Origin of the sequence: Bacillus cereus group sp. BfR-BA-01524 (assembly GCF_022662595.1) — a bacterium.
Lineage (GTDB): Bacteria > Bacillota > Bacilli > Bacillales > Bacillaceae_G > Bacillus_A > Bacillus_A thuringiensis_S.
Map to the genome: position 1 here is coordinate 1 of NZ_JAKUDW010000028.1, position 21,249 is coordinate 21,249.

Below are 21,249 nucleotides of genomic sequence, written 5' to 3' on the forward strand. Positions count from 1 at the left end.
ACCATCTAAATATCGTTTCACCGCTTGGATTTTTTCTTTTGAAGAAAATTTAGCTATAAAAAATGCACCTCCAATTGTTAGACTGTGTCTAACAATTGGGGTGCACTTCAACTGGAAGTGGCTTTTTGGAATATTTATTGCAATTATTTCTTTTCCATTATCATTTTTCATTACAACTTCTTTATTTTCATTATGTTCATCAACAATGCTCTTTATCTTAAACAATTCCCAACCTAAATAAATCACTTCCACCCCAAGAGATACAAGAGAAGGACCTTTCATCGTGTAATCCTTCATAAATTTCAAGAAAAGTATTACCTGAACTTCTTGTAATATCAACATCCAATATTAATTTACATCACATAAATACTTCTTTTCTCCATTTTCCCACCGACAAATTCAACTTAATATCGTAAGATTCTGCGCTTTTTTAGTCTAAAAAGAGTATTAATATCTTCTTCTTTTAACTCACCGTCCTCAAGTAATTTCTGATGAATACTAAACACTTCTGGCTCATTTGCCAATGATATAATTGGATGATATTCAGTCCCAATAAAATAATATTGCGGTAAAAGGTTTCTAATTCGATGTTCTGCCGCTCCCTCTAATAACACGCTTTCCCCATCAATATTAGCAACCCCATCGTCGTACTCAGCGTCTGTGATGTATCTATCCCTAAACCATGCCGCTTCTTCCATAGTATCATCTTCCCTTTCTTCATAAATTCCAAAGCGTGGCATTGTCTTCGTCTTTATCAATAAACATTGTTTATCAATTGAGCCAGAATATTTTAATGCCCATAATTTATCAATCTGAATTTCAATCCCATCCATTATCCACGTTTCATCATCCAGCTTAGATAAATTAGAATGAATTTGTGAACTGCTAAAACCTTGCGTCCACCAAAGATTTATATTATCCCTTACAGCAATTAACTGATTCATAACAAAATCAATCCGTTCTTGATTCCCCGCTTCTACTAAACCATTCTTTCCAGGGAAAGAGACTCTTAATAATTTATCAAATACACTTAAATTATTATTTAATATATCTATTTCATCCTCAACACTATTCGGTTTCTTCAACCCTTCAATCAATGCCCTCTCTATTTCTTCGATTGTTTGAAAACGCTCTTTAGGAGAATGGCTTAACATTTTCTTTACTATCGGTTCAATAACTTCATAAGATGAATCTTGAGCCGTAAGAGAAGCTCTATCTCCTCTAGCAGCACTTCCTATAATAATCCATGTAATAATTTGTCCTAAAGCAAATATATCCATTGTACAATGCGGAGTATTTTCTTTTTGAAACTGTTCTGGTGCTGAAAAATCAAAATTAGCCATTCTGTCACCTTTTTTTGTTTGGGCATGTCTTTCATAAAATTCAGGGTCAAACCACGAAATGCCAAAATCCGCTAAAACCATCTTCCCATCAGTAGCAACCAAAATATTTTCTGGTTTCAAATCCCTGTGCACTATGTTTCGCTTATGGATAACTGATACAATTTTAAAAAGATTATATAATATAGGGTTTAAGGTATTGAAATTATTAATTTCCACGGTTTTTAGCCATGATTTTAATGTATAAGGATACTTTTTCATCAATATGTATGGAAATTGTTTTTCCTCAATTGTCAAATGACCATAATAATATATTGGGACTACCGCTCTAGTTTCAGCTAACTGTACAATTTCTTTAAATTCCGTTAAAAACCGTCTATATTTTGTAGAGTTTTCTCCCACTTCTTCTGCCAATATTTTTATAGCTACTTCATTTTTTCCGAAGTCGGCAGTATGAACAATTGCGTTTCCTCCTTCACCAATTTCTCTCTTTACTTTTATATCTCCCATAGGCGTTTCAATTTTCCTCTCGGCCTTCAAAAAACTTCTAATTACTTTTTTATTTTTATCAATCATATTTTATCCTCTACCCCATTTGTCTATTAATTCTTAGATATACATTATTGTTTTAAATCTGCTATTTCTTTATGTTCATCAACAATTCTTTTCTTCTTAGAAAATTCTATTCCTAGCAAAAAAACCGTATCTTCCATAACTCTCATCCTTGGTAAATTCAATATAATTAATTTTCTCTTTAATTTTCCCATTAGGTTCTTTGTTTTCAAATATAATTACCTGCATATCTTTCTTTATTGAAGATAAATCCTTAAAGAACGCTGATTGAATATCCATTTTAACTTCTTCACTCAATTCATCATTTTTAGTCAACTTTTTCCCCTGATAAGGAGTTAATGGCGAATCTAGAACAACAAAACCAGGGTGTGGTTTATTATTTTCCTTACAAAATTCCATTAGAGAAATGGCAAACGCACTATAAATAATAGAACGATATCCTTTTCCATAATCTTTAGCTGGTTTTGAATCTACATAAAAATGGCCTTTTTCATAAGTAACAATTGGTTTCTTAGAGAATTTCCATCTTTTCAAGGTATTAGACATATACTCACAAAAATCTTTGAGAGCCTCTAATATTAAGCCTTCGTTCTCATCATTCGTTACTGTTTGCGATGGCTTTTTGAGTTTATCTTCAATTATTTTCTTTTCTTTATTCATATCGGCTACTTTAGCTACTCTTACTTCATAATTAGCTAACAAGTCTCGTTCAAGTATATAGTTATTAAGAAGCTCTTTAAGATTCGTTTCTCGCGGTTCTAGCATCAAATTAATTCTATCATTAGTTTGATTGTACCTATACTTCTTCTCTTCTATTTTGTTATATAACTCCCCCTGCTCACTTTCAGTTTCCTTAATTGTAGACTGTAAATCCGATAAATAAAGTTTTATTTTATTCATTTCTGCTTCTATAGATTCGGCTAAATTTGTATCTGTTTGATTAAAATCATGCTTTCCACCATTACAATAGGTATTCTCCACTCTCTGATTACAAAAAGGGCATACCGCAAAGTTCAACTGAGAGAAGTAGTAGTTCCCTTCTCTAACAAAAATAAGTCTTTCTAAATCCGAATTATATTGTTCTTCCAGTAGCTGAAATCTCTTTATTAATTCAGACACAGCGATATATTTCGACTTATCTTCCTCAATTTCATTCCAGCTACTTCTTCTAAGCGTAGTCTGATTATTTATTTCTTCATTAATGCTATTTAGCTCATCCTGAATTTCCCGCATTTTATTATCCAATACAAACTCTGTACCTAAATGCCCAATAGAAAAATCTAATAACTCTTTTTCCTCTTGATGTATAAGCCTCTCTAATAATTCCTTTTGTCCTTGTAATTTAGTTTTAGACGAAATATCTTCTTTTTGAATACCTTCTTGGTCACTATCGTCTAAACCAGAAATCATTAGCTTAAAAATAGACTGTTCTACCGTAGTTTTCGTGTATTGTCCCGATAAAATAGGCGAGACCTCTTTAATAATTTTCCCCTCACTAATAGCAATATAAGTAGGAAAATCTCTAAAACTTAAAGTTCTTATTTCCCCACTTTTCTTCTCTTTAACATAACTTGGATGATTAAATCCCGATTTTTTTAATAGAAAAGCAGATATGTTATCTTTTTTTTCCTTATGGTGTTTGCACTTTAGAGAAATTGGAGTAGCTTTTTTAATATCACAAATGGCTGTTTTATATACATTCACTTCATTCTTCCCAACGACTCTTTTAAGAGTATATGTATCCCCACTATATGTTTCAATCTCCATAAACACCGAGGAATAACCTATACTCTCATCAATTTCCTTTGGCTTATCTGATGAACCTAACATATAGTTTATGCATTGAAAAATGTAAGACTTACCTGTATCAGAAGGTCCTGAAATAATGTTGAGCCCTTTTTCAAAATCTACAGCAGCGGCCTCCATATTCTCTCCATATACCATTATCTTTTTAATATAAAAACCTACATTATTCACTAAATCCACCCCTTACCAATGATTCTTTGGTAAATTCGCTACCCCATTTACTAATATTTCTATTAATATATTCATATAGCTCCATTTCTGAATATCGTTTAAACTGTTCACTTATCTTTTGTGCATTTTGAATTACATTTTGTGCATAAGTAGAAGCTAAGTGTTTAATGAAGTATACAGTTAATTCATTAGCTTTATAGTAAACACCGTTTTTCGTATATTCGATATCCAGCAACTCTCTAGAATACATTAAATTAATTCCTTCCTGCATAACCTTTCTTTTTATAACAATTTCACCAGAGCGACTTGGAATAGAAGGGTGCAAACTTTCCGTACTATCATCTACATCATTACTATGAGTTACCATATAATCATAGATAACCAATTGATTTAAATCCATAGGCTTTCCGGATAACTCATTTAGTATTATCAAAGCCCTTAATCCAACCTCAATGGGCGTATTAAATACATCTACATTTCGTTTAGAAACAAATTTATTCTTCATCATCCATCACCCAAACTATTTCTTCTTCTAAATTTTCTTCATTAGCAAGATGATGACAAATTCCATTTTTATCATTTCCATTAATAAGACTACTAAAAATGTTCTCTCCGCTAATGATAAGATTTCTAGCTTGTTGCGTTGCCGCTTTTATTCTCTCAAATCCATCTTGATAATTGGTATATACAGTGTCGACGATTCCATGAAATACTTCCGTTTTTAATTCATCAAATGCATTAATTCCATTAGGCATGGAATCCCTCTCGAATACCTTTAAAGATTCAGCTTGATAAAAATAAATGCGTTGCCTGTTAAAATGATTCAATAAAAAATTATATGATTTTAAATCCTCTAAACTAGTTATTTTCTTTTTTTTGTGATTGGCATAAGCATCAAAGAGTTTCCGAACATATAGTATTTCTTCTTGCTTTATCTCGCTAGGAGCCTGTTTAGGACGTTCAGGCATTTTTTTCAGTCCCCCACCGAATCTAAGCGGAAAATAATTTGTTTGTTGGTATTGTTCAATTAACTTAATTGGGTCAATTACATCCACGATTGAAAAATCGAAATTTTCAACATATTTATAGAAATCTCCTATCAGCTTAACCTCTTTTGTACTTGTAATCTTTTTTAAACAATGCCTATCCCATTCTTTTATTAGTTCTTTTCTTAAAGTTTTTGGCTTCATAATAAAATCATATAATTTCCCGCCAACTCCCTGAGGAGCTACAAGGTAATATCTTCTGGGGATGTTATATGCATTTATATATGTATAATAGCAAAGCTTTCCAAATTCTACCCATATTTGACTTGGCGCTAGAGGTGCATTATAGTGCTTACATTGATAATTATCCCATACTTCATTTCCATCTTTTGAATATTTTTCAAATGCTATTACATCTCTACCTTTATCTCCAGCCCCACCCACACGTACTACCTTCTCATATTTCGTACGAAGATAGCCATATATCCATTCTTCTATCAATTCTTCAAAATCATTCGGAGAAATAATTTTCAACCTATCAATTGGGGCAATGTAGTTTCCTACCAATAATTGATAATTTGTAGCCCTTGTATTATATGTAGGTTCCTCAATTTCTACCAATTCTTCATTTTTTATATTATCCATTTTAAAATCACCTATTATAGTTTGGTTTATTGTTCCATATTACCAAAAAACCAGGTCTGTTTTTGTCGAAAAAAGAGGAACTCAGCAAACTTTTTATTTTAAATAATGGCTATGTTAAAGTGTTAATTTTTTGTAAGAAATAAAGAACCTCTTTTAAAGGTCCATTTTTGTTTGTAAAAAGTATATTAATCCAGCAATTCCTAAGGAAATTAATCCATTCAACTCAAATAAATTAGAGTGTTGTATTTGGTTTTGTTGGGGAAAATACATACCAAGAAAAGGTAGGTGAGCTTATTTGAAAAAATATTATGTATTATTTTCAGTATTTTATTTTTAATGACTACTTCTACTGTTTTTGCAAAGAAAGAAGCGCCGAGCCAAGAATTTATCAATAAGTATTATTTCGATACTGATTTAAAAGGGGTTAAAGATATCTACTTCTTCAGGGAATTTCCCTTCTATAAAATGATAAAGAAGAAGTTTCACCTTTAGGTAAGGAGCTTTTATCTGTATTACAGGATGATATATGGACATGGGTTAGGGAACCAAGGATTTATGTTAAAGAAAACATTGCTTATATACACGCAGTCAAATTAGATGGATTAAATCTGTTATATACACTAAAAAAAGAAAGTGACATCTGGAAAGTCGCAAAAATTGAGAAGAAGAAACTTCCTACGGGCGGTAGTGCAACTATACTCGAACAGGCATTTTTGAGGGCTATCGAACTAGAGATACTCAAAGCAACAAGAACGTATTATCCTCATGGAAGACTCTATACTTCCCCAAGGATTATAGATATTATTCGAGATGAATTTAATGATACATACAAAATAACTGTTCAAATTGTAACTTTTGAGAGTGCACATAACTCACCATATGGTTTTGATACAATCACTTTAGAAATTCCTGACTTTAAAGTGATTAAATATGAACATGTGGGTGTTTCGGATATTGGGAAGATACCATTAGAAACACATTGAAATATAAAGCTGGTTCTTTAATTCTTATGGTAGAACGCCCCCCCTAATTTATGGTGCCGCGTGTGAAATAGGTGATTAGCGGGTTCGTTGAACAAGAAAAAAAGTAAGTATATATTATACATGACTAATATGTACTTACCTTTTTTAAGGATTTTTAGTTTTTAGGTCTTGGTAAATAAATGAATTGCATTGTTTTTTATGAGAATCTGGAAGAATACCTAAGTTGATTGTTTTTTTCAATGGAAATCAAAATTTGCACATTCCCCTAATTTTGGTATACGAAACAATATGTTTCTAACTAGTCGAATGAGAAAGATTCTTTTTATTACATACTTGATACATTTCTTTCCAAAATATTGATGGATAGTGTCTAAAAGTGAATGTTCCTTTTGATGTGTCTTTTGTATAATTTTTTGACATCAATAAATAACATTCTCGCTTCGCTCTTGTAATACACACATAAAAAACTCTACGCTCTTCATTGAGCTTTTCTGTATCTTGTAAATTTCTGAAATCTGGAAATACCTTTTGCTCCATTCCTAGTATTACTATAACCTCGAACTCTAAACCTTTAGAACTATGTCTGGTCGATATTGTAACTTGATTTTCAGGCTTACCAATCTGAGAAAACTGTTTAATACTGTACGATTTAAATTCACCATTAGTGGCGAATTGTAGTAGTTTTTCTAAAATATGAGCTTCTTCAAAGAACTTTTCAGATTGTTTTAAAACACAATGTAAATTTAATCGAGCCACTATAAACGTTAACCAGTTATTTAATGAATCATTAGATTGTTTACTCACAATTAAAGTATCATACAATTTCTTCTTTTCTTTTATTTTTTCGTTTTCAGACAATATTCCTAGATGGCTCTCTAGTAATTGAATCCAAAAATCTGAAATACTAGTAAAGAAACCTGAAAAGTTATTTACTAACCAGATTGCACAATCTTTTAACCATAATACAATTTCACTCTTAGAAAATTCAAATTTTGCAATATAGTAAGGAATGCTCTTTTCTTCCATTACTTTACGTAAACCTTCAACCACATATTTATCTTTTACTATAATACATATTTCTTCTAAAGGGATTCCTTGTTTTTGAGAATTAGGAATTATAGTATCTACAACATATTTATATTGTTCATCAAGTTCATTTTCACATTGAATAAAATGAAAAATACCTTTTTCCTCTATTCTAGCACCTGCTTTATACTCACGGTCATCAATATTTAATGTTATAGAAGAAGCATCTATTATGTCTTGATTACTTCTGTAGTTTGTTTTCAAGTCTATAGATAGCAGCTTAGTAGAATCATAAAGTTCAAGGAAATAAGATGGATGAGCACCATTAAATCCGTATATGCTCTGGTCGGGGTCTCCGACTGCAAATATTTTAATATTAGTTAAATTAATAAGAGATAGAACCATTTCATGAAGGGGTTTTCCAAAATCTTGATATTCATCGATGAGAATCCAAGGGAATTTGGCTTCAAGGCATTTACGGACATATTCCTCTCTAATAATTAATTGGTTTGAATATTTAACAATTTCAATGAAATCTGTTTTCCCTAACTGTTTAAGCCGTTTTTCATATTCGATTGCCACTTTTTCCGCTATGTGATTCTTATCTATTTTTACTTTACTAAAGCCCGTGACAGAATGACTTCTCTCTGATTCCATTTCTTGAAATTTTAAGTTGTTTGGATTAATATTAAAATCCTCTAAAATAGAGAGAAATAACTTATATTTATCACTATCTGCAATTAAGTCTATAGGTAAAGGAAAATCATCTTTAAAAAGATGAGCATATGGCATAATGATTTGAGAAATGCAAAATGCATGAACAGTACCCAAGCTTACATTTGCTCTTTTTTGATATCCCATCTTTTTTAATCGACTAGTAAATTCCTTTGCTGCTTCTTTACTATATGTGATGCAACCTAAGCCTCTCGGTACATGTATTCTTTCGTTTAGCAACTTAAGTATTTTTAGTGTTAATACAGTTGTTTTACCACTACCAGGTCCAGCTTTTACAACTGTGCTAATATTGGAATTGAATGCTGCTAGCTGGTCTGGGTCTTCTTGTATCTGCGTTATTTTTTGTAGATATAAGTCCATTAGAGTTCATCCACTCTTTTATAAATTGATTCTATTGCTAACCGTATATAGTCGGGTATATGGTTTTCAGTACATTCAATAGATAAATGTTGTGCAAATCTTCCTTTACCAATCGCAGAATGGCTACTTTCAATTTTCTTTAAGCAATCAACATACTTTCCTTGTTCTAATTCAAGCTTGAAGTTTTGCTGCTGTCTTTCTCCTCCTGATGTAAGTTCACAAAAGATTGTATTTATAATATCCCTTTCAGGTTTTAAATTTTTAATTTGGGACATAATGTCAATTTCCATAGTATGATATCCTACAAAAAAGCCAAATGAAGAAAACAGGGTACCTTGGTCAGCATAGTCTTCTGGAATTTGTTCCTCACTAAGTTTATTTAAATCAATTAGCAATTCTTGCATTCTATCATAGCCATCAAAACCAAAACTTTCATGGCTATCCTCTTGTAGTTTACCAAAATCTTTTTCAACCTTTTCTACTTTTTCAACCTTTTCTCCTTTTTGCACTTCTTTTACCGTTTTCACGTTTACATAGTAATCTCCATCGGTTATAACGACAAAAGGAATATCTAAAGCGTCAAGAAATTTAACGTATGGCTTAAAGTTTGTTGAATTAACGTTACAACAAATGATTCCTTTTTTATCTAAAGGCATGCCCATTTTGTTTGCAAAACTCGGAATTAAATATTCTTCTGCAACACCTTCTATTAAAATTACACCCCTGCCAAAATATATTTCTCCTCTTTTAATATCTATATAACGTTCTAAATCTTTTCTATCCCTTGTTTCAAGTTTTAAGGAAGCAGTAGTATTTATACTAGTCCCCTCACTGGTATGGCGTAAATGTACCATAGAATCTATAGGCGCAACCGACGTTATGTGAGGAGAATGAGTTGTCATTAGAATAGATGTATCTTTATTTATTACATCTTTATAAATAACTCTTTGAAGTGCAGGATGTAAATGAGATTCCGGTTCTTCAATTGCCAAGATTGTACAGCCATTATTAGAAGAATAATAAGTATCCATAAAAGTATAAAGTTCTGCCTGCATTTCATCGGATAGTTCTGTTTTTAATATGTAATTTTGCTTTTGATTTTGTTCATAGCAATCTTTTAAAATTGTACTACTTTCTTCTATTAATAATTGCTGAAATTTATCTGCTTTGATAATTGAGGGAATAGTATTATCCTCTAAGCTTAATAATATTAGAGAAATATAAAGGATATTGTTAATTCCTAAACTTGTATCACCTGTATGTCGTTTTTTTTCTCCAATCATTAATTTTAATGTATTTAAGATTCTGTTAGGATTAAAATCTATAGTTTCTAAAGAAACTGTTGAATCAACTTGATTACCGATAATGCTTGAAAATCTTGAACTTATTTTATTTGTTAAATCTGTTAGCTCATCAATTGAAAGCACCTCGTCACTTTTTTGCTTAAGTGCAGAGGCTATTTCTGCTAGTTCTTCTTTTCTGATATCGTATTGTTTTAATAACTGGTTAACAGGGGACTTTCTTATATGTTTCATTTCAGATTCAACATCACGCATTGCATGTATAACATTTATATTTAAAAATCTCCGGTGATAATGTGTGAATGGTATCTCTTCTTTTTCACCTTGGAAAATAATAAATTGATAGTCATGTGTTCCATCTTCTTTTACCTTTGGAAAATACCTATATGTTAGCCTAAGAGTTTTTGGAGATATTGAAACTGTAGCTGCATCTAAGGTAGATAAAATTGTTTTTTTGCGGTCATACCCTTGAATTTCTATTGAGATTTCAATCTGTTCACGATTTTTCATTGGTTCTGACAATCCATCAAAAAAATCTGTATCTAATAAAAAACGGTCTTCATCAGAGAGTTTAGGGTCTAAAATTATTTGTATGGCTCTTAAAAAATTTGTTTTTCCTATATTATTTTCACCAATAATAATTTGTTTATGATTTAAATTAACATCAATGTCTTTGAAGTTTCTAAAATTTGTTATTTTGACTCTTGAGATATACGGAGATTTTGAATTGTGCATAAGACCACCCTTTTATAATATTTTCATATAGTTATCTTAAGGTATATTTTATGAATTTACAATGTTTAACAACGTTCATTCATTACATAAACGTTATATACAGGATTATTATATCGAGGTGATAGATATGTACATATTTAGTATAGAATAGCTTTTTATGTACAATTGTTAAATATGTCCTGATATACTTACAAAAAATATATTTTAACAACCTAAAATTAATTTTTTAATTGATATATTCATTTGTCACCATCTTATAATTTACTTAAGTTTAGATAAGCAAGGTTAGTTTCTTATCTCAATCTTGAATCTTTGATGCATTGCATTTTCACAAAAAAATATTGTCTCAAACTTAGCAAAAGATGATAACCAAAGAAAAAGAACCCATTCAGAGTTCTTCCTTAGGCACCTTATTCCCCTAACGCCCTATTTCTTTAATTAGCTTTCCAGTTTTTTTGTTTCAGTCATTTTGGAGATGTTTGGGTTCCAAATACCCATCCATGAGCACCTCCATTAAAAAGTGTTTCACTTTATAAAACCCAGTTCTAATGATTCTTTCATAGCTGTTAAAGCGGCAAATCCGTTGAATTAACAATATGAATTCCATATGTTAGTTTTAATTGCTCAAATGCTTTTTTTGTTTCCTCTTCATAACTAGGAATAGAGCTCATACAATCATCTAATAGATAAATATTGGAGGTTACAGAACGGTCATCTGTATAATGTTCCACAATTTGCTTTACTGATTCTAAGACACAGTGAGATTTGGCTTCTCCTGCAATAATAATTTTTTGGTAAGATTTTAATGAATTTAAAAATTCATAATTCCCTTCATCGCCTACTGCATATTCAGGCTTAATCATTCCATACATTTCACTTAAAGGATTTTGTCCCTTTACGATTTTTTCTATTTTAGTGTTTCGAGCAATAGAGTGGAAATGAATCATATTAGAAAATTGGCCTTCTAATGCCGCCCCATTAGTTCCTTCAATGCAGTGATACGTCCAAATACACAGTTGCTTCTTACCTATTTTTTCGAGATTACGCAGATAGTCTAAGCTTTCTTTTTGCTTTTCCACCGCTATCCAAATTCCCTTCTCTACATCATCTGTTGTAATAATAGTAAATGGGACTGGGTGATTCCCTTCTCTATCCACCCACCAACTAGGGTGAAAAATTTGATGTAAGTCATGGGTATCTAATGACACTGCGATAGTGGTAATTTTATTTAAGTTCTTATAGATAAAATTTGTGATATTTCGAATATCCCGATGAGAATTTGGAACCCCTAATTCTCCGTTTTCCATAAAATCATTTTGAAAGTCAATCCCAATAACCATTACTCGTTCCTTATCTTCGCTCGCAGGAACTAATTCCTCTGCCTTTGCCAAAACAAGTAATTCATTTAGTTTCATTCTGTTTGTTCTACCAATTTCACCAATCCTAACAATGTCTTCAAATCTTGTCTTCAACTTAATTCATCTCCTATCTCAATGTTTTTTAATTTGCAATTTAGGATACTACTACTGTGTAAAAAAGAAATGGTTTCACCGAATGAACATACGTTCTGTTTAACTACGAAAAAAATAGCTCATTCTAGAGTCTGTTTTTATGCATATAATATCAAGATTTTGTCACGCCCCATTAAACTACAACAAGATACAAAATACTAATTAGTTGTTCTAAAGAATCTTTTCAGATTCTGTTATTAGCTAAATAATTTCTTTGCTTTCACATACATATTTTAACATTAGTGATTAATAAATGCTAACCATATCCTTCAATTGCAAACAGATAGTTAATTGAAGGATTATTATGAGATATTACTGTAATAATAAGCTTTAAACGGAAAGTGGATTCCTAATATTCATAAACAAATATCAGTACAAACACCTACAAGATGAACTTCTTCTATTCCTCTTTCTCTTAACTTCATTTCTAAGTCGGTTCCTGCAAATGCACTATATCGTGTTTTATCCATGTAATATACATTTTCAGCATTTTTATATGTTTCGTATACATCTTGTAATTCCCCAAACAAATCTCTTCCACTTGTACCAGCTATATTATGGGGTGGGAATAATTTTGATTCTGGATGATATACATCATTTTTTTCATGTTTATCAATCGCAAAGACAACGTAATCTCCATTTTCAATATATTGCGTCGTTATATGTACAATTTCCTTCTCAATTTCTTGGCCTGGTTTTCCGCAAGTTAAAGCACCTTTTTCCGCTACAAAATCATATGTATAATCAATATTAATAAGAGCTCGTTTCATAACTACTATCTCTCCTTCTTCTGTTTCACAGTAAACAATAGAAAATTTGTTATTACGACATCGTATGTACTATTCGACATTTCAAATGAAATACCTACATTTTTCTTGTAAAACTTACCTTAATTCGAGTTTATCATAAAGTGAAACTTTAATCATTGGAGAGTTTGTTCATCTCCAATGATTATTAGTTAAACCAATCGGACAGTTGATCTCCCACCTAATCTCCTCACATATACCCCGAGTTTTAAGGCGAGGTCTTACTGCCCATTAATGCGGGATATAATAGATACACAATGGTAAAACAACTAGCTCCTATTACGAAATCACAAACTCGATAATTAAGCATAATTTGAATAACTTCTTGGATCGTAAACTACATTACTTACAGTATTATACTAATCACGAAGAAAAGAACACACCGATTCACATCTTCAACCTCTTTCTCTGTGATAGTAGAAACAAGTGATTTCTTCCTTCTTAATCGTATTAGAAAACGAAACAAGTTAGTCACTCTTGCACACTCTAGTCCAAACAAAAAAGCACATTACTTTTTGAGTAATGTACTTTTTATTCATATTAAGACGCTGGTTTTGTTTCAAACGTCGCTTGATTAAAACTAATAACTTTTCCTTTCGGATCATTATTTTCATACTGAACTGCAGTAATTGTATGACTACCTGTTTCTAGCGTCTTTTCTTTTAATTGTACTGTTGTCTGCGTTGTACTAGTTACTTGATGTTTATCTGTATACATTTGATCTACAAATATGAATGTTTCTTTATCACCTTGAAAATTAGAAAGTTCTAATTCAACTTGCTGAATTAAAGTATCCTTTTTGATGAATACAGTCGGTATATTGCCATTTTCAGAAGTACCATCTGGAGTAATAACTTTTACTTTCCCTTCTCCAATTGACATTGCACCTTCAGGAAATACAACCATATTCTCATCACTTGCGTTTACAACTTGTTCTTCCTGTTTTGATTGCGCGTCCTCTTTTTCCTGTGGAGCACCGCAACCTACTAATAACAATACAGACAATCCAGTGATTATGAATTTTTTCAAAATCCATCCCCCCTGTCATTTGATTATAATTTATTATACAAAAATAACTTTTAAATTTTAAGACAACATTTAAAACTTTTATGAACATATAGAAGCTTGCTCACGATTAATGTATCATACTTTCCTTAATAGAACATTAATTTTTTTTATGAAATAAATAGTAATTCCTTCTTATTTATCATTTTAGCCCAACAAATCGATATAATACCCGCTCAAAAATAAAAAGACATTGATATGTCCAATGTCTTTTCTATGTAGCACTTTAAAAAACAAATGTTGTGATTTCTTCTACTTCTTTTCTTGGAAGCTTTTTTGGCTTATCTTTCGGAAATCCGAGTGAAATAACCATATTTATTTGTTTTTCAGGCTCAATTTGTAAATATTGGCGCAGTTCATCTTGAGCTAACAATACTGGCCCTGTCATTGGACAAGTACCAAGTCCCTTTGCATGTGCAGCTAACATTAAGTTTTGTGCAGCTAAACAGCTACTCTTAATCCCTTCTTCTTCCCAGACTGAATCTGGAACAAAAGCAATTGGATCAAATATCTTTTCACGAAACTTTGATTCATATGGTGTTGCCAAACATACGATTAATACTGGTGCCTCAGAGAAAGCTGTCGCATATGGTCCGAAAGAACGTGTAAGTAATTTCCCTGCTTTCTCTTCTCCATTTTCTGCTGCTTTTGTCGCAAGTTTATGTAATGCACCCCATGTCATTTGTTCAATTTCTTTAATCTTCTCTCGATTCATAATAACCAAGAATTCCCACGTTTGTGAATTCGTATCACTCGGTGCGTAACGAGCACAATCAATTATTTCTTTTATATCATTAATAGATACTTCTTGATCTGTAAACTTTCTAACACTTCGTCTTCCGTGAATTACTTCTTTAAAATCTTCATAATTCATATATTAAATCCCCTTTTTACAGCGTTTTCAAAACTTGTCCTACGCTTGAATTATATCATGAAAAAAAGCCGGAAGAATACCAGCTTTTTTCTTCATGATTAATTTGTCACTTTAAACAAACGAATACTCTCTTCATATGCAACTTGTAATTTTTTCGTAATTGGTCCTCTTTCACCAGCTCCAAACTGTTCATCACCAATTTGAACGACTGGGAATATTTCAAGTGGCGTCGCTGTAAAGAAGTACTCATCAGCTTCATATACTTCTTGTAATGAAAACTCTCGTTCTTCTACTTCGATATGTAACTCTTTCGCTAATGTAATCACGTAGTGACGTGTAATACCATGTAAAATTAAATGATCCGCTGGATGTGTAATTAACTTATTATTTTTCACGATAAAGAAATTGGAATGACACCCTTCAGTCACAATGCCATCCCGTACTAATATTGCTTCTTGATACCCTTGTTCATTTATTTTATTTTTGATCATAATATTAGGAAGCAAATTTAAAGATTTTATATGGCAAAACTTCCACCTAATGTCCTCTTCTACTGTTACCTTAATCCCTGCCTCCATTGAAGCCACTGGTCTTGGGAACGAAACAAGATTTGCAAAATATGTCGGTTGTAAATCTGATTCATATACATGATTGCGTGGTTGTGCACCTCTTGATATTTGTAAATATACATTCCCATCTTCTTGAAATTGATTTTTTTCAATCATTTGATGTAACTCTTCCACTAATTCTTCCTTCGTAAATGGTGGAATTAGTTTTATTTCTGCCATAGAGTTAAAGAATCGTTCCAAATGTAAATCTAATAAATGAGGCTTTCCATCGTATAGTCTAAATACTTCATAAATACCATCACCAAATTGGAAACCACGCTCTTCTAATGCGACCATCGGCTGTTCTTCCTTCGTATTAATTATTCTTCCATTAAACAAGATCCAATCTTTGTGAGTAGCTTTCATTCTTCCCCACTCCTTTATCACATGATTGATTTTATTGTACAACTTATGTCACCCTGAAAGAAGGAATTTTCTGTATTTTCACAAACAAAAAATACATCACTTCGTAAAAGTGATGTATTTAATCATTTATTTAAGGAAATATTTTTCAATGTCATCTAACATAAGGTTCGCAGCTTTAATACCGCCTGCTGTATTCCAGATTACCTCATCTACTTGGAATACTTTATTATTTTTAGAAGCCTGAAGTTGCTTAAAGAGTGGATCTTCTGTCCATTCCTTTGCTAACGAATTTCCTTCATTATTCTTATCTGCATCTTTATCAGACGTGAAATAGAATAAGTAGTCTCCGTCCATATTTGGAATTTGCTCTTTTGTAATTCCTTTTATCGCAAAATCATCTTTATCTTGTAATGGTGGTCGTTTAAATCCAATATCATTTAAAACAACTCCCGAGAATGAGTTTTTTTGATAAATACGAACATCACCTGGCACGAAACGAATAATAGAAACTTTAGAATTCAATTTATCGCCTAACTTCTCTTTCATTCCTTCAATACGTTTTTTATAATCATCAAGAGCTTTTTGCCCTTCTTTTTCTTTATTTACAGCTTTTGTATAAAGCGTAAAGTTTTCTTTCCAATCACCGCGTAATGTTTCTGCATAAACAGTTGGTGCGATTTCTTTTAGCTGATCATATATTTTTTCGTGACGCATTTTATTTCCGATAATTAAATCTGGCTTAAGCTTCATTACTGCTTCTAAATTAATATCACGTTCAGTTCCTACAACTTCCGTATTTTTCAACTCTTTCGCTACATGAGGATACCATTCATCACCAGCACGTGGTTTCGTAGTCCCCACTGGCGTTACACCCACAGCTAGGAGAGCCTCTGCACCTTCATTTGTTAAAACAACAACTTTTTTAGGTGTACCATTTACTGTCGTTTCGCCCATTGCATGCTTTACTGTATATGAATCTTTTGCTTTCACTGATATATCATTTTCTTTTTTCTCTTCTTTACTACATCCTGCAATTACAACCATGAGTATCATAATGCAGAACATAATGAGTTTTTTAGTATGTATCATATGTCCTCCCTAGATGAAATCGATTATCATTAACAATTAAAGGTTAATGTATACTACATACATTGTCAATGTATATCAGAAAACTTTTTTAATATATACCATTTCGATTCTATCCGCTTTTCTAATGTTTCTTTTTAAAACATTGTGTATAAGTATAAAAATTTATGTTGTTATTACAATGCGTATCTGAGTTATACATAACAAAGATACGCATCCATATTGTATTATCGTTTTAATTCCTAATATTGAGTATATTTAATATAAGATGGATCATTATATACCCACTGATTTCCACCAAGGTTTAACCAACTATTTTCATTTATATATACTAAATAAGATTCTGGAGGATTTAATTGACGGATAACTGCAGATGTAGTTGATGGACCACTTCTTAAATTTACATTCATCCCTTGTATATATGCAACCCCAATCGGACTTCCATCACTATTGCTTGTCTTTACAAAATTAATGTAAGAAGGATCATTATACACCCATTGTCCATTCCCCAAATCTAACCATCCGTTACTTTCCTGATATACAACGTAAGATTCTGGAGAATTTAATTGACGAATAACTGAGGAAGAAGTTGATGGACCATTTCTTAAATTCACATTTTTCCCAAGGATATAAGCGATTCCCTTCGTTTGAGGTGTCGGTTGTGGGTTAGGTGGTTGTGGATTTGGAGCTACTCCAAAAATAGCTGCTATTCCATTTGCATACGCTTGACTTAGATCTTCAATAAATTGTGGATTTTTTAATAAATTTGCATCAAACGTTGTATCAATAAAGGCAGTCTCTGTTAAAATTGCATCCATTGCGGTTTCTCTTAATACCGCATAATTTTCTTTTTTTGCTCCTCGATCACGAAGACCGTATTTTGTTAATACAGGATTTACTGCTGTATGCATCTTTTGTTGCTTTGCATATGCAGTGCTGCTGTTGGATAACGCATTATAAATATAGCTTTCAAAACCTGTACCCCCGCCGCTATTAATATGAAATGAAATAAAATAATCCGCACCAAAAGCATTAGCAATATTAGCACGTTCCGATAAAGAAATAAACACGTCACTATCACGTGTCATTTTAATTGTAATTGGGTAATTTACCGTTAAAATGTCTCGAACGCGTCTCGCAATTTGAAGTGTTAAGTTTTTTTCTACTAAGCCATTACCAACAGCACCAGAATCATATCCACCGTGCCCTGCGTCTATAACAAGTTTCATTTTACTACCCCGCCTCTTTCTTGTAATATGTTAGCATTGCTACTCGTCCTATTTTATGTGAAATGTACAAGTTCTGTTACAATCGCAAATTAAAAAACCGCCTTATGTAAGGCGGTTTCTATCATCTTGCTTTAACCAATTTAAAATAAATATATACGATTGATAGTGAATATAACGTATGCAAAATAAAATAAATAAAAGTGCTATTCCAACACCACTATAAAGTAAACCAAACTTTAAAAAAACATTCACAAGTGGTGGAAAGTTCATTATATTTTGTAATGTACTAAGCATACAAAATATAATGAAAAAGACAGGGACGTATTGTAATTCATACGGCTTTCTTTTTTTAATCATTCTTTTTCGAATGATTATATGACATAGTTCTGCTACTATAAAGCACCCTCCAATTAAGACAAGACCAGCAGTCATCGTCATACATCCACCTGCCTTATATTTATTGTATTACATAAATAATCATCGTTATATTTTCTTCACATACGCTTCATCTTCTGAAGTAAAGCCAAAACTCTCTATGAAAGACTTCGCCTTTTCTGTTAATCCCTCTTGTAGCACTTTTATTTCTTTCACATTTCTTTGTTTCATCATTTCTTCAAATGTAAAATACGTATTTGTACCATAACCGTAACCTTGGTAATCAAAATGAATAATTAGCTGTGATAAAACAGCTCGTTCCTCTTGAACACTATAATCTATTACACCAATATATGTATCATCAACTTTCACACAGTACTGTACCTTTTTCTCACCTAAACTATGCGATTTAAACATTTCTTTAACAACGCTTTCATTTTCTACAGAAACTTTCTCAAACGTAATCATATGTTGTCCATCCTTTTACTATTATTGTATCAATAATACTTCCTATTTATGAAAAAAACCTTAAGACCGTATGCGATCTTAAGGTTTTTCTAATTAAACTAAGCTATACGCACGTTTTGTTTCTTCATGGAACTTATTCGTATCGTATTTATGCTCAACATAAATTTGGTGCCATACCATAAACGCAAGTACAGTCCAAATTTTACGGCTATAATCGCCTTTATCTGCACAATGTGCTTCCAGTAAGTTTAATACATACTGTTTGTCGATTAAATGCTCTGTTTTACTCTCGTTTATAATATTGATAGCCCAATCATGCATTTCATCTTTTAACCAGTGACGAATTGGTACTGGGAATCCAAGTTTTTTACGATCTAATACGTGATCTGGAACGATTCCGCGTGCGGCTTCACGTAAAATAGCTTTCGTAGTTCCGTTAGCAATCTTAAATTCAGTTGGAATTTTAGATGCAACATCGAATACTTCTTTATCTAAGAACGGTACACGAAGTTCTAATGAGTTTGCCATTGTCATTTTATCAGCTTTTAATAAAATGTCACCGCGTAACCATGTGAACATGTCAATGTACTGCATTTTGCTTACATCATCATAATCTTTAATCTCGTTATACAATGGTTTCGTGATATCCATATAGTTAACACTTTCATTGTAATACTTCATTAATTCAACTTTCTCTTCTTCACGGAAGATTTTCGCGTTTCCATAGTAACGCTCTTCAATTGGCGTACATCCACGCTCTAGGAAGCTCTTACCTTTAAATCCTTCTTTAAGAGCACCACTTAATGCTTTTAGAACGCTCTTACCTGGGCTAGGAATGTAAGAGAACATTTTTAGTGAGTTTGGCTCACGATAAATGTTATAACCACCAAATAGCTCGTCTGCACCTTCACCTGAAAGAACAACTGTTACATGCTTACGTGCTTCTTTTGCAACGAAGTACAATGGTACAGCTGCTGGATCTGCTAAAGGATCATCCATATGCCAAATGATTTTTGGGAACTCATCCATAAACTCTTTCGCTGAAATGAATACGTTATGGTTTTTAACGCCTAATTTCTCTGCAGTTTCTTTGGCAACATCAACTTCACTGAAACCACGTTGCTCAAAACCAATAGAGAATGTTAAAAGGTTTGGATTCATTTCTCTTGCGATAGAAGCGATAATAGATGAATCGATACCACCAGATAAGAATGAACCTACTGGTACATCACTGCGCATATGCACTTTTACTGAATCGTATAACACATCACGAATTGCTTGGATATGCTCCTCTTTCGTTGCGCTTGAAGCGTTGAAATAAGGTTTCCAGTAGCGATGGATTTCCATCTCTTTACCGATTTCTTTTACGAAATAATGACCAGGCTCAATTTTATTAACATCAATTGTTAATGTTTCTGGCTCTGGACCATATTGGTACGTAAAGTAATGTTGTAGTGACGTTGGATTAACTCCTTTATCTTCCATCACATGCATAATACTTTTCTTCTCAGATGCGAAGAATGTAGTATCACCTTGTTGTGCGACGTATAAAGGTTTAATACCGAAGTGATCACGTGCACCGAAAAGTTTCTTCTCTTCACGATCCCAAATCATAAATGCAAACATACCACGAAGATAGTCTACACATTTTTCTTTCATATGTGCATACAATGCAATGATAACTTCTGTATCAGATTGTGTTGCAAACGTTGCACCTTTTTCAAGTAACATTTCACGTAATTCTACATAGTTGTAAATTTCACCATTAAAAATAATTACATATCGATCATTTTCATAAGTTAGCGGCTGATGTCCTGCCTCTAAGTCAATGATGCTTAAACGGCGGAAGCCAAATTGTACATGTTCATCACGAAAATATCCTTCGTCATCTGGACCGCGGTGGAAAATCATCGTGTTCATATTTTCAAATTGATGTTTTTCTGTTTCTGAAAACTCTCTAGGGTTTTCACATAAACATCCTACAAAACCACACATACTTCTTACCCTCTTTCGGTTTTCATTCTGTTTCTATACTACTATATCAACCCTATTTATACTAGCATAATCAACTGAATATGGCGACCAAAAACTATAAAAAAATCACTCCATTTCACATTTTTAACAATTTTTTATGAAAACATGAAAACTAGACACTCACCTTTCTCCGCTTTTGTCATATGATATTGCAAATTGATTTCTA

Annotated in this window: 17 protein-coding genes and 1 pseudogene; 1 reads left to right on the forward strand and 17 read right to left on the reverse strand. The window is 32.2% G+C overall.

Translation table 11 applies throughout. The features are described 5' to 3' along the window. The 5 genes from MR170_RS12270 to MR170_RS12290 form a co-directional block, all read right to left on the reverse strand. Positions 1–282 (reverse strand): hypothetical protein (locus tag MR170_RS12270; protein WP_242308345.1); only part of this gene is annotated, 282 nt, incomplete at its 3' end. 122 nt (positions 283–404) lie between these two features. After that, positions 405–1,916 (reverse strand): protein kinase domain-containing protein, encoded by a 1,512-nt coding sequence (locus tag MR170_RS12275; RefSeq protein WP_242308346.1) that lies wholly within the window; start codon positions 1,914–1,916, stop codon positions 405–407. Positions 1,917–2,012: 96 nt separating this feature from the next. Then, positions 2,013–3,890, reverse strand: a complete 1,878-nt coding sequence (locus MR170_RS12280) for an AAA family ATPase (protein WP_242308347.1) — start codon at positions 3,888–3,890, stop codon at positions 2,013–2,015. Continuing rightward, positions 3,883–4,395, reverse strand: a complete 513-nt coding sequence (locus tag MR170_RS12285; RefSeq protein ID WP_242308348.1) for an ABC-three component system middle component 2 — start codon at positions 4,393–4,395, stop codon at positions 3,883–3,885. The genes MR170_RS12280 and MR170_RS12285 overlap by 8 nt, the downstream gene beginning before the upstream one ends. Continuing rightward, positions 4,385–5,521: an ABC-three component system protein gene (locus tag MR170_RS12290; RefSeq protein WP_242308349.1), complete on the reverse strand. Its 1,137-nt coding sequence runs from the start codon at positions 5,519–5,521 to the stop codon at positions 4,385–4,387. Before MR170_RS12290 ends, MR170_RS12285 begins: the two co-directional genes overlap by 11 nt. Before the next feature lie 713 nt (positions 5,522–6,234). Here MR170_RS12290 and MR170_RS12295 point away from each other — a divergent pair. Then, the gene (locus tag MR170_RS12295) at positions 6,235–6,504 is read left to right on the forward strand and encodes a DUF3888 domain-containing protein (RefSeq protein WP_242308350.1); all 270 of its coding nucleotides are present in this window, start codon (positions 6,235–6,237) and stop codon (positions 6,502–6,504) included. Between the two features lie 294 nt (positions 6,505–6,798). Here the strand turns inward: MR170_RS12295 and MR170_RS12300 are convergent, their stop codons facing one another. From MR170_RS12300 to asnB, 12 genes and pseudogenes are all read right to left on the reverse strand, one after another. Then, a complete protein-coding gene (locus MR170_RS12300) occupies positions 6,799–8,625 on the reverse strand; it encodes an ATP-dependent helicase (RefSeq protein ID WP_242308351.1) in 1,827 nt (608 codons plus the stop codon). Further along, the gene (locus MR170_RS12305) at positions 8,625–10,661 is read right to left on the reverse strand and encodes an ATP-dependent nuclease (RefSeq protein ID WP_242308352.1); all 2,037 of its coding nucleotides are present in this window, start codon (positions 10,659–10,661) and stop codon (positions 8,625–8,627) included. Before MR170_RS12305 ends, MR170_RS12300 begins: the two co-directional genes overlap by 1 nt. Before the next feature lie 566 nt (positions 10,662–11,227). Continuing rightward, a complete protein-coding gene (locus tag MR170_RS12310; protein ID WP_242308353.1) occupies positions 11,228–12,133 on the reverse strand; it encodes a cysteine hydrolase family protein in 906 nt (301 codons plus the stop codon). Positions 12,134–12,531: 398 nt separating this feature from the next. Beyond that, a pseudogene (locus MR170_RS12315) lies at positions 12,532–12,942 on the reverse strand (cysteine hydrolase family protein); the annotation flags it as partial. A gap of 576 nt (positions 12,943–13,518) precedes the next feature. Further along, entirely contained in the window at positions 13,519–14,007 is a 489-nt protein-coding gene (locus MR170_RS12320; protein WP_242308355.1) for a putative periplasmic lipoprotein, read from the reverse strand. Positions 14,008–14,269: 262 nt separating this feature from the next. Next, positions 14,270–14,917 carry a nitroreductase family protein gene (locus tag MR170_RS12325; protein ID WP_016081776.1) on the reverse strand — a complete coding sequence of 216 codons (648 nt, stop codon included), beginning with the start codon at positions 14,915–14,917 and terminating at the stop codon, positions 14,270–14,272. A 98-nt stretch (positions 14,918–15,015) separates the two neighbouring features. Then, positions 15,016–15,891, reverse strand: a complete 876-nt coding sequence (gene dat, locus MR170_RS12330) for a D-amino-acid transaminase (protein ID WP_242308357.1) — start codon at positions 15,889–15,891, stop codon at positions 15,016–15,018. Between the two features lie 126 nt (positions 15,892–16,017). Further along, positions 16,018–16,980, reverse strand: a complete 963-nt coding sequence (locus MR170_RS12335; protein ID WP_088114344.1) for an ABC transporter substrate-binding protein — start codon at positions 16,978–16,980, stop codon at positions 16,018–16,020. A gap of 239 nt (positions 16,981–17,219) precedes the next feature. Then, the gene (locus tag MR170_RS12340) at positions 17,220–18,206 is read right to left on the reverse strand and encodes an N-acetylmuramoyl-L-alanine amidase (RefSeq protein ID WP_029442216.1); all 987 of its coding nucleotides are present in this window, start codon (positions 18,204–18,206) and stop codon (positions 17,220–17,222) included. Between the two features lie 102 nt (positions 18,207–18,308). Beyond that, positions 18,309–18,638, reverse strand: coding sequence for a hypothetical protein (locus MR170_RS12345; RefSeq protein WP_029442215.1), 330 nt, complete (start codon positions 18,636–18,638; stop codon positions 18,309–18,311). 51 nt (positions 18,639–18,689) lie between these two features. After that, complete coding sequence (locus MR170_RS12350) at positions 18,690–19,049, reverse strand: GNAT family N-acetyltransferase (protein ID WP_016081781.1); 360 nt, start codon at positions 19,047–19,049, stop codon at positions 18,690–18,692. 93 nt (positions 19,050–19,142) lie between these two features. Beyond that, complete coding sequence (gene asnB, locus MR170_RS12355) at positions 19,143–21,044, reverse strand: asparagine synthase (glutamine-hydrolyzing) (protein ID WP_000333826.1); 1,902 nt, start codon at positions 21,042–21,044, stop codon at positions 19,143–19,145. Between the last annotated feature and the right edge of the window lie 205 nt (positions 21,045–21,249).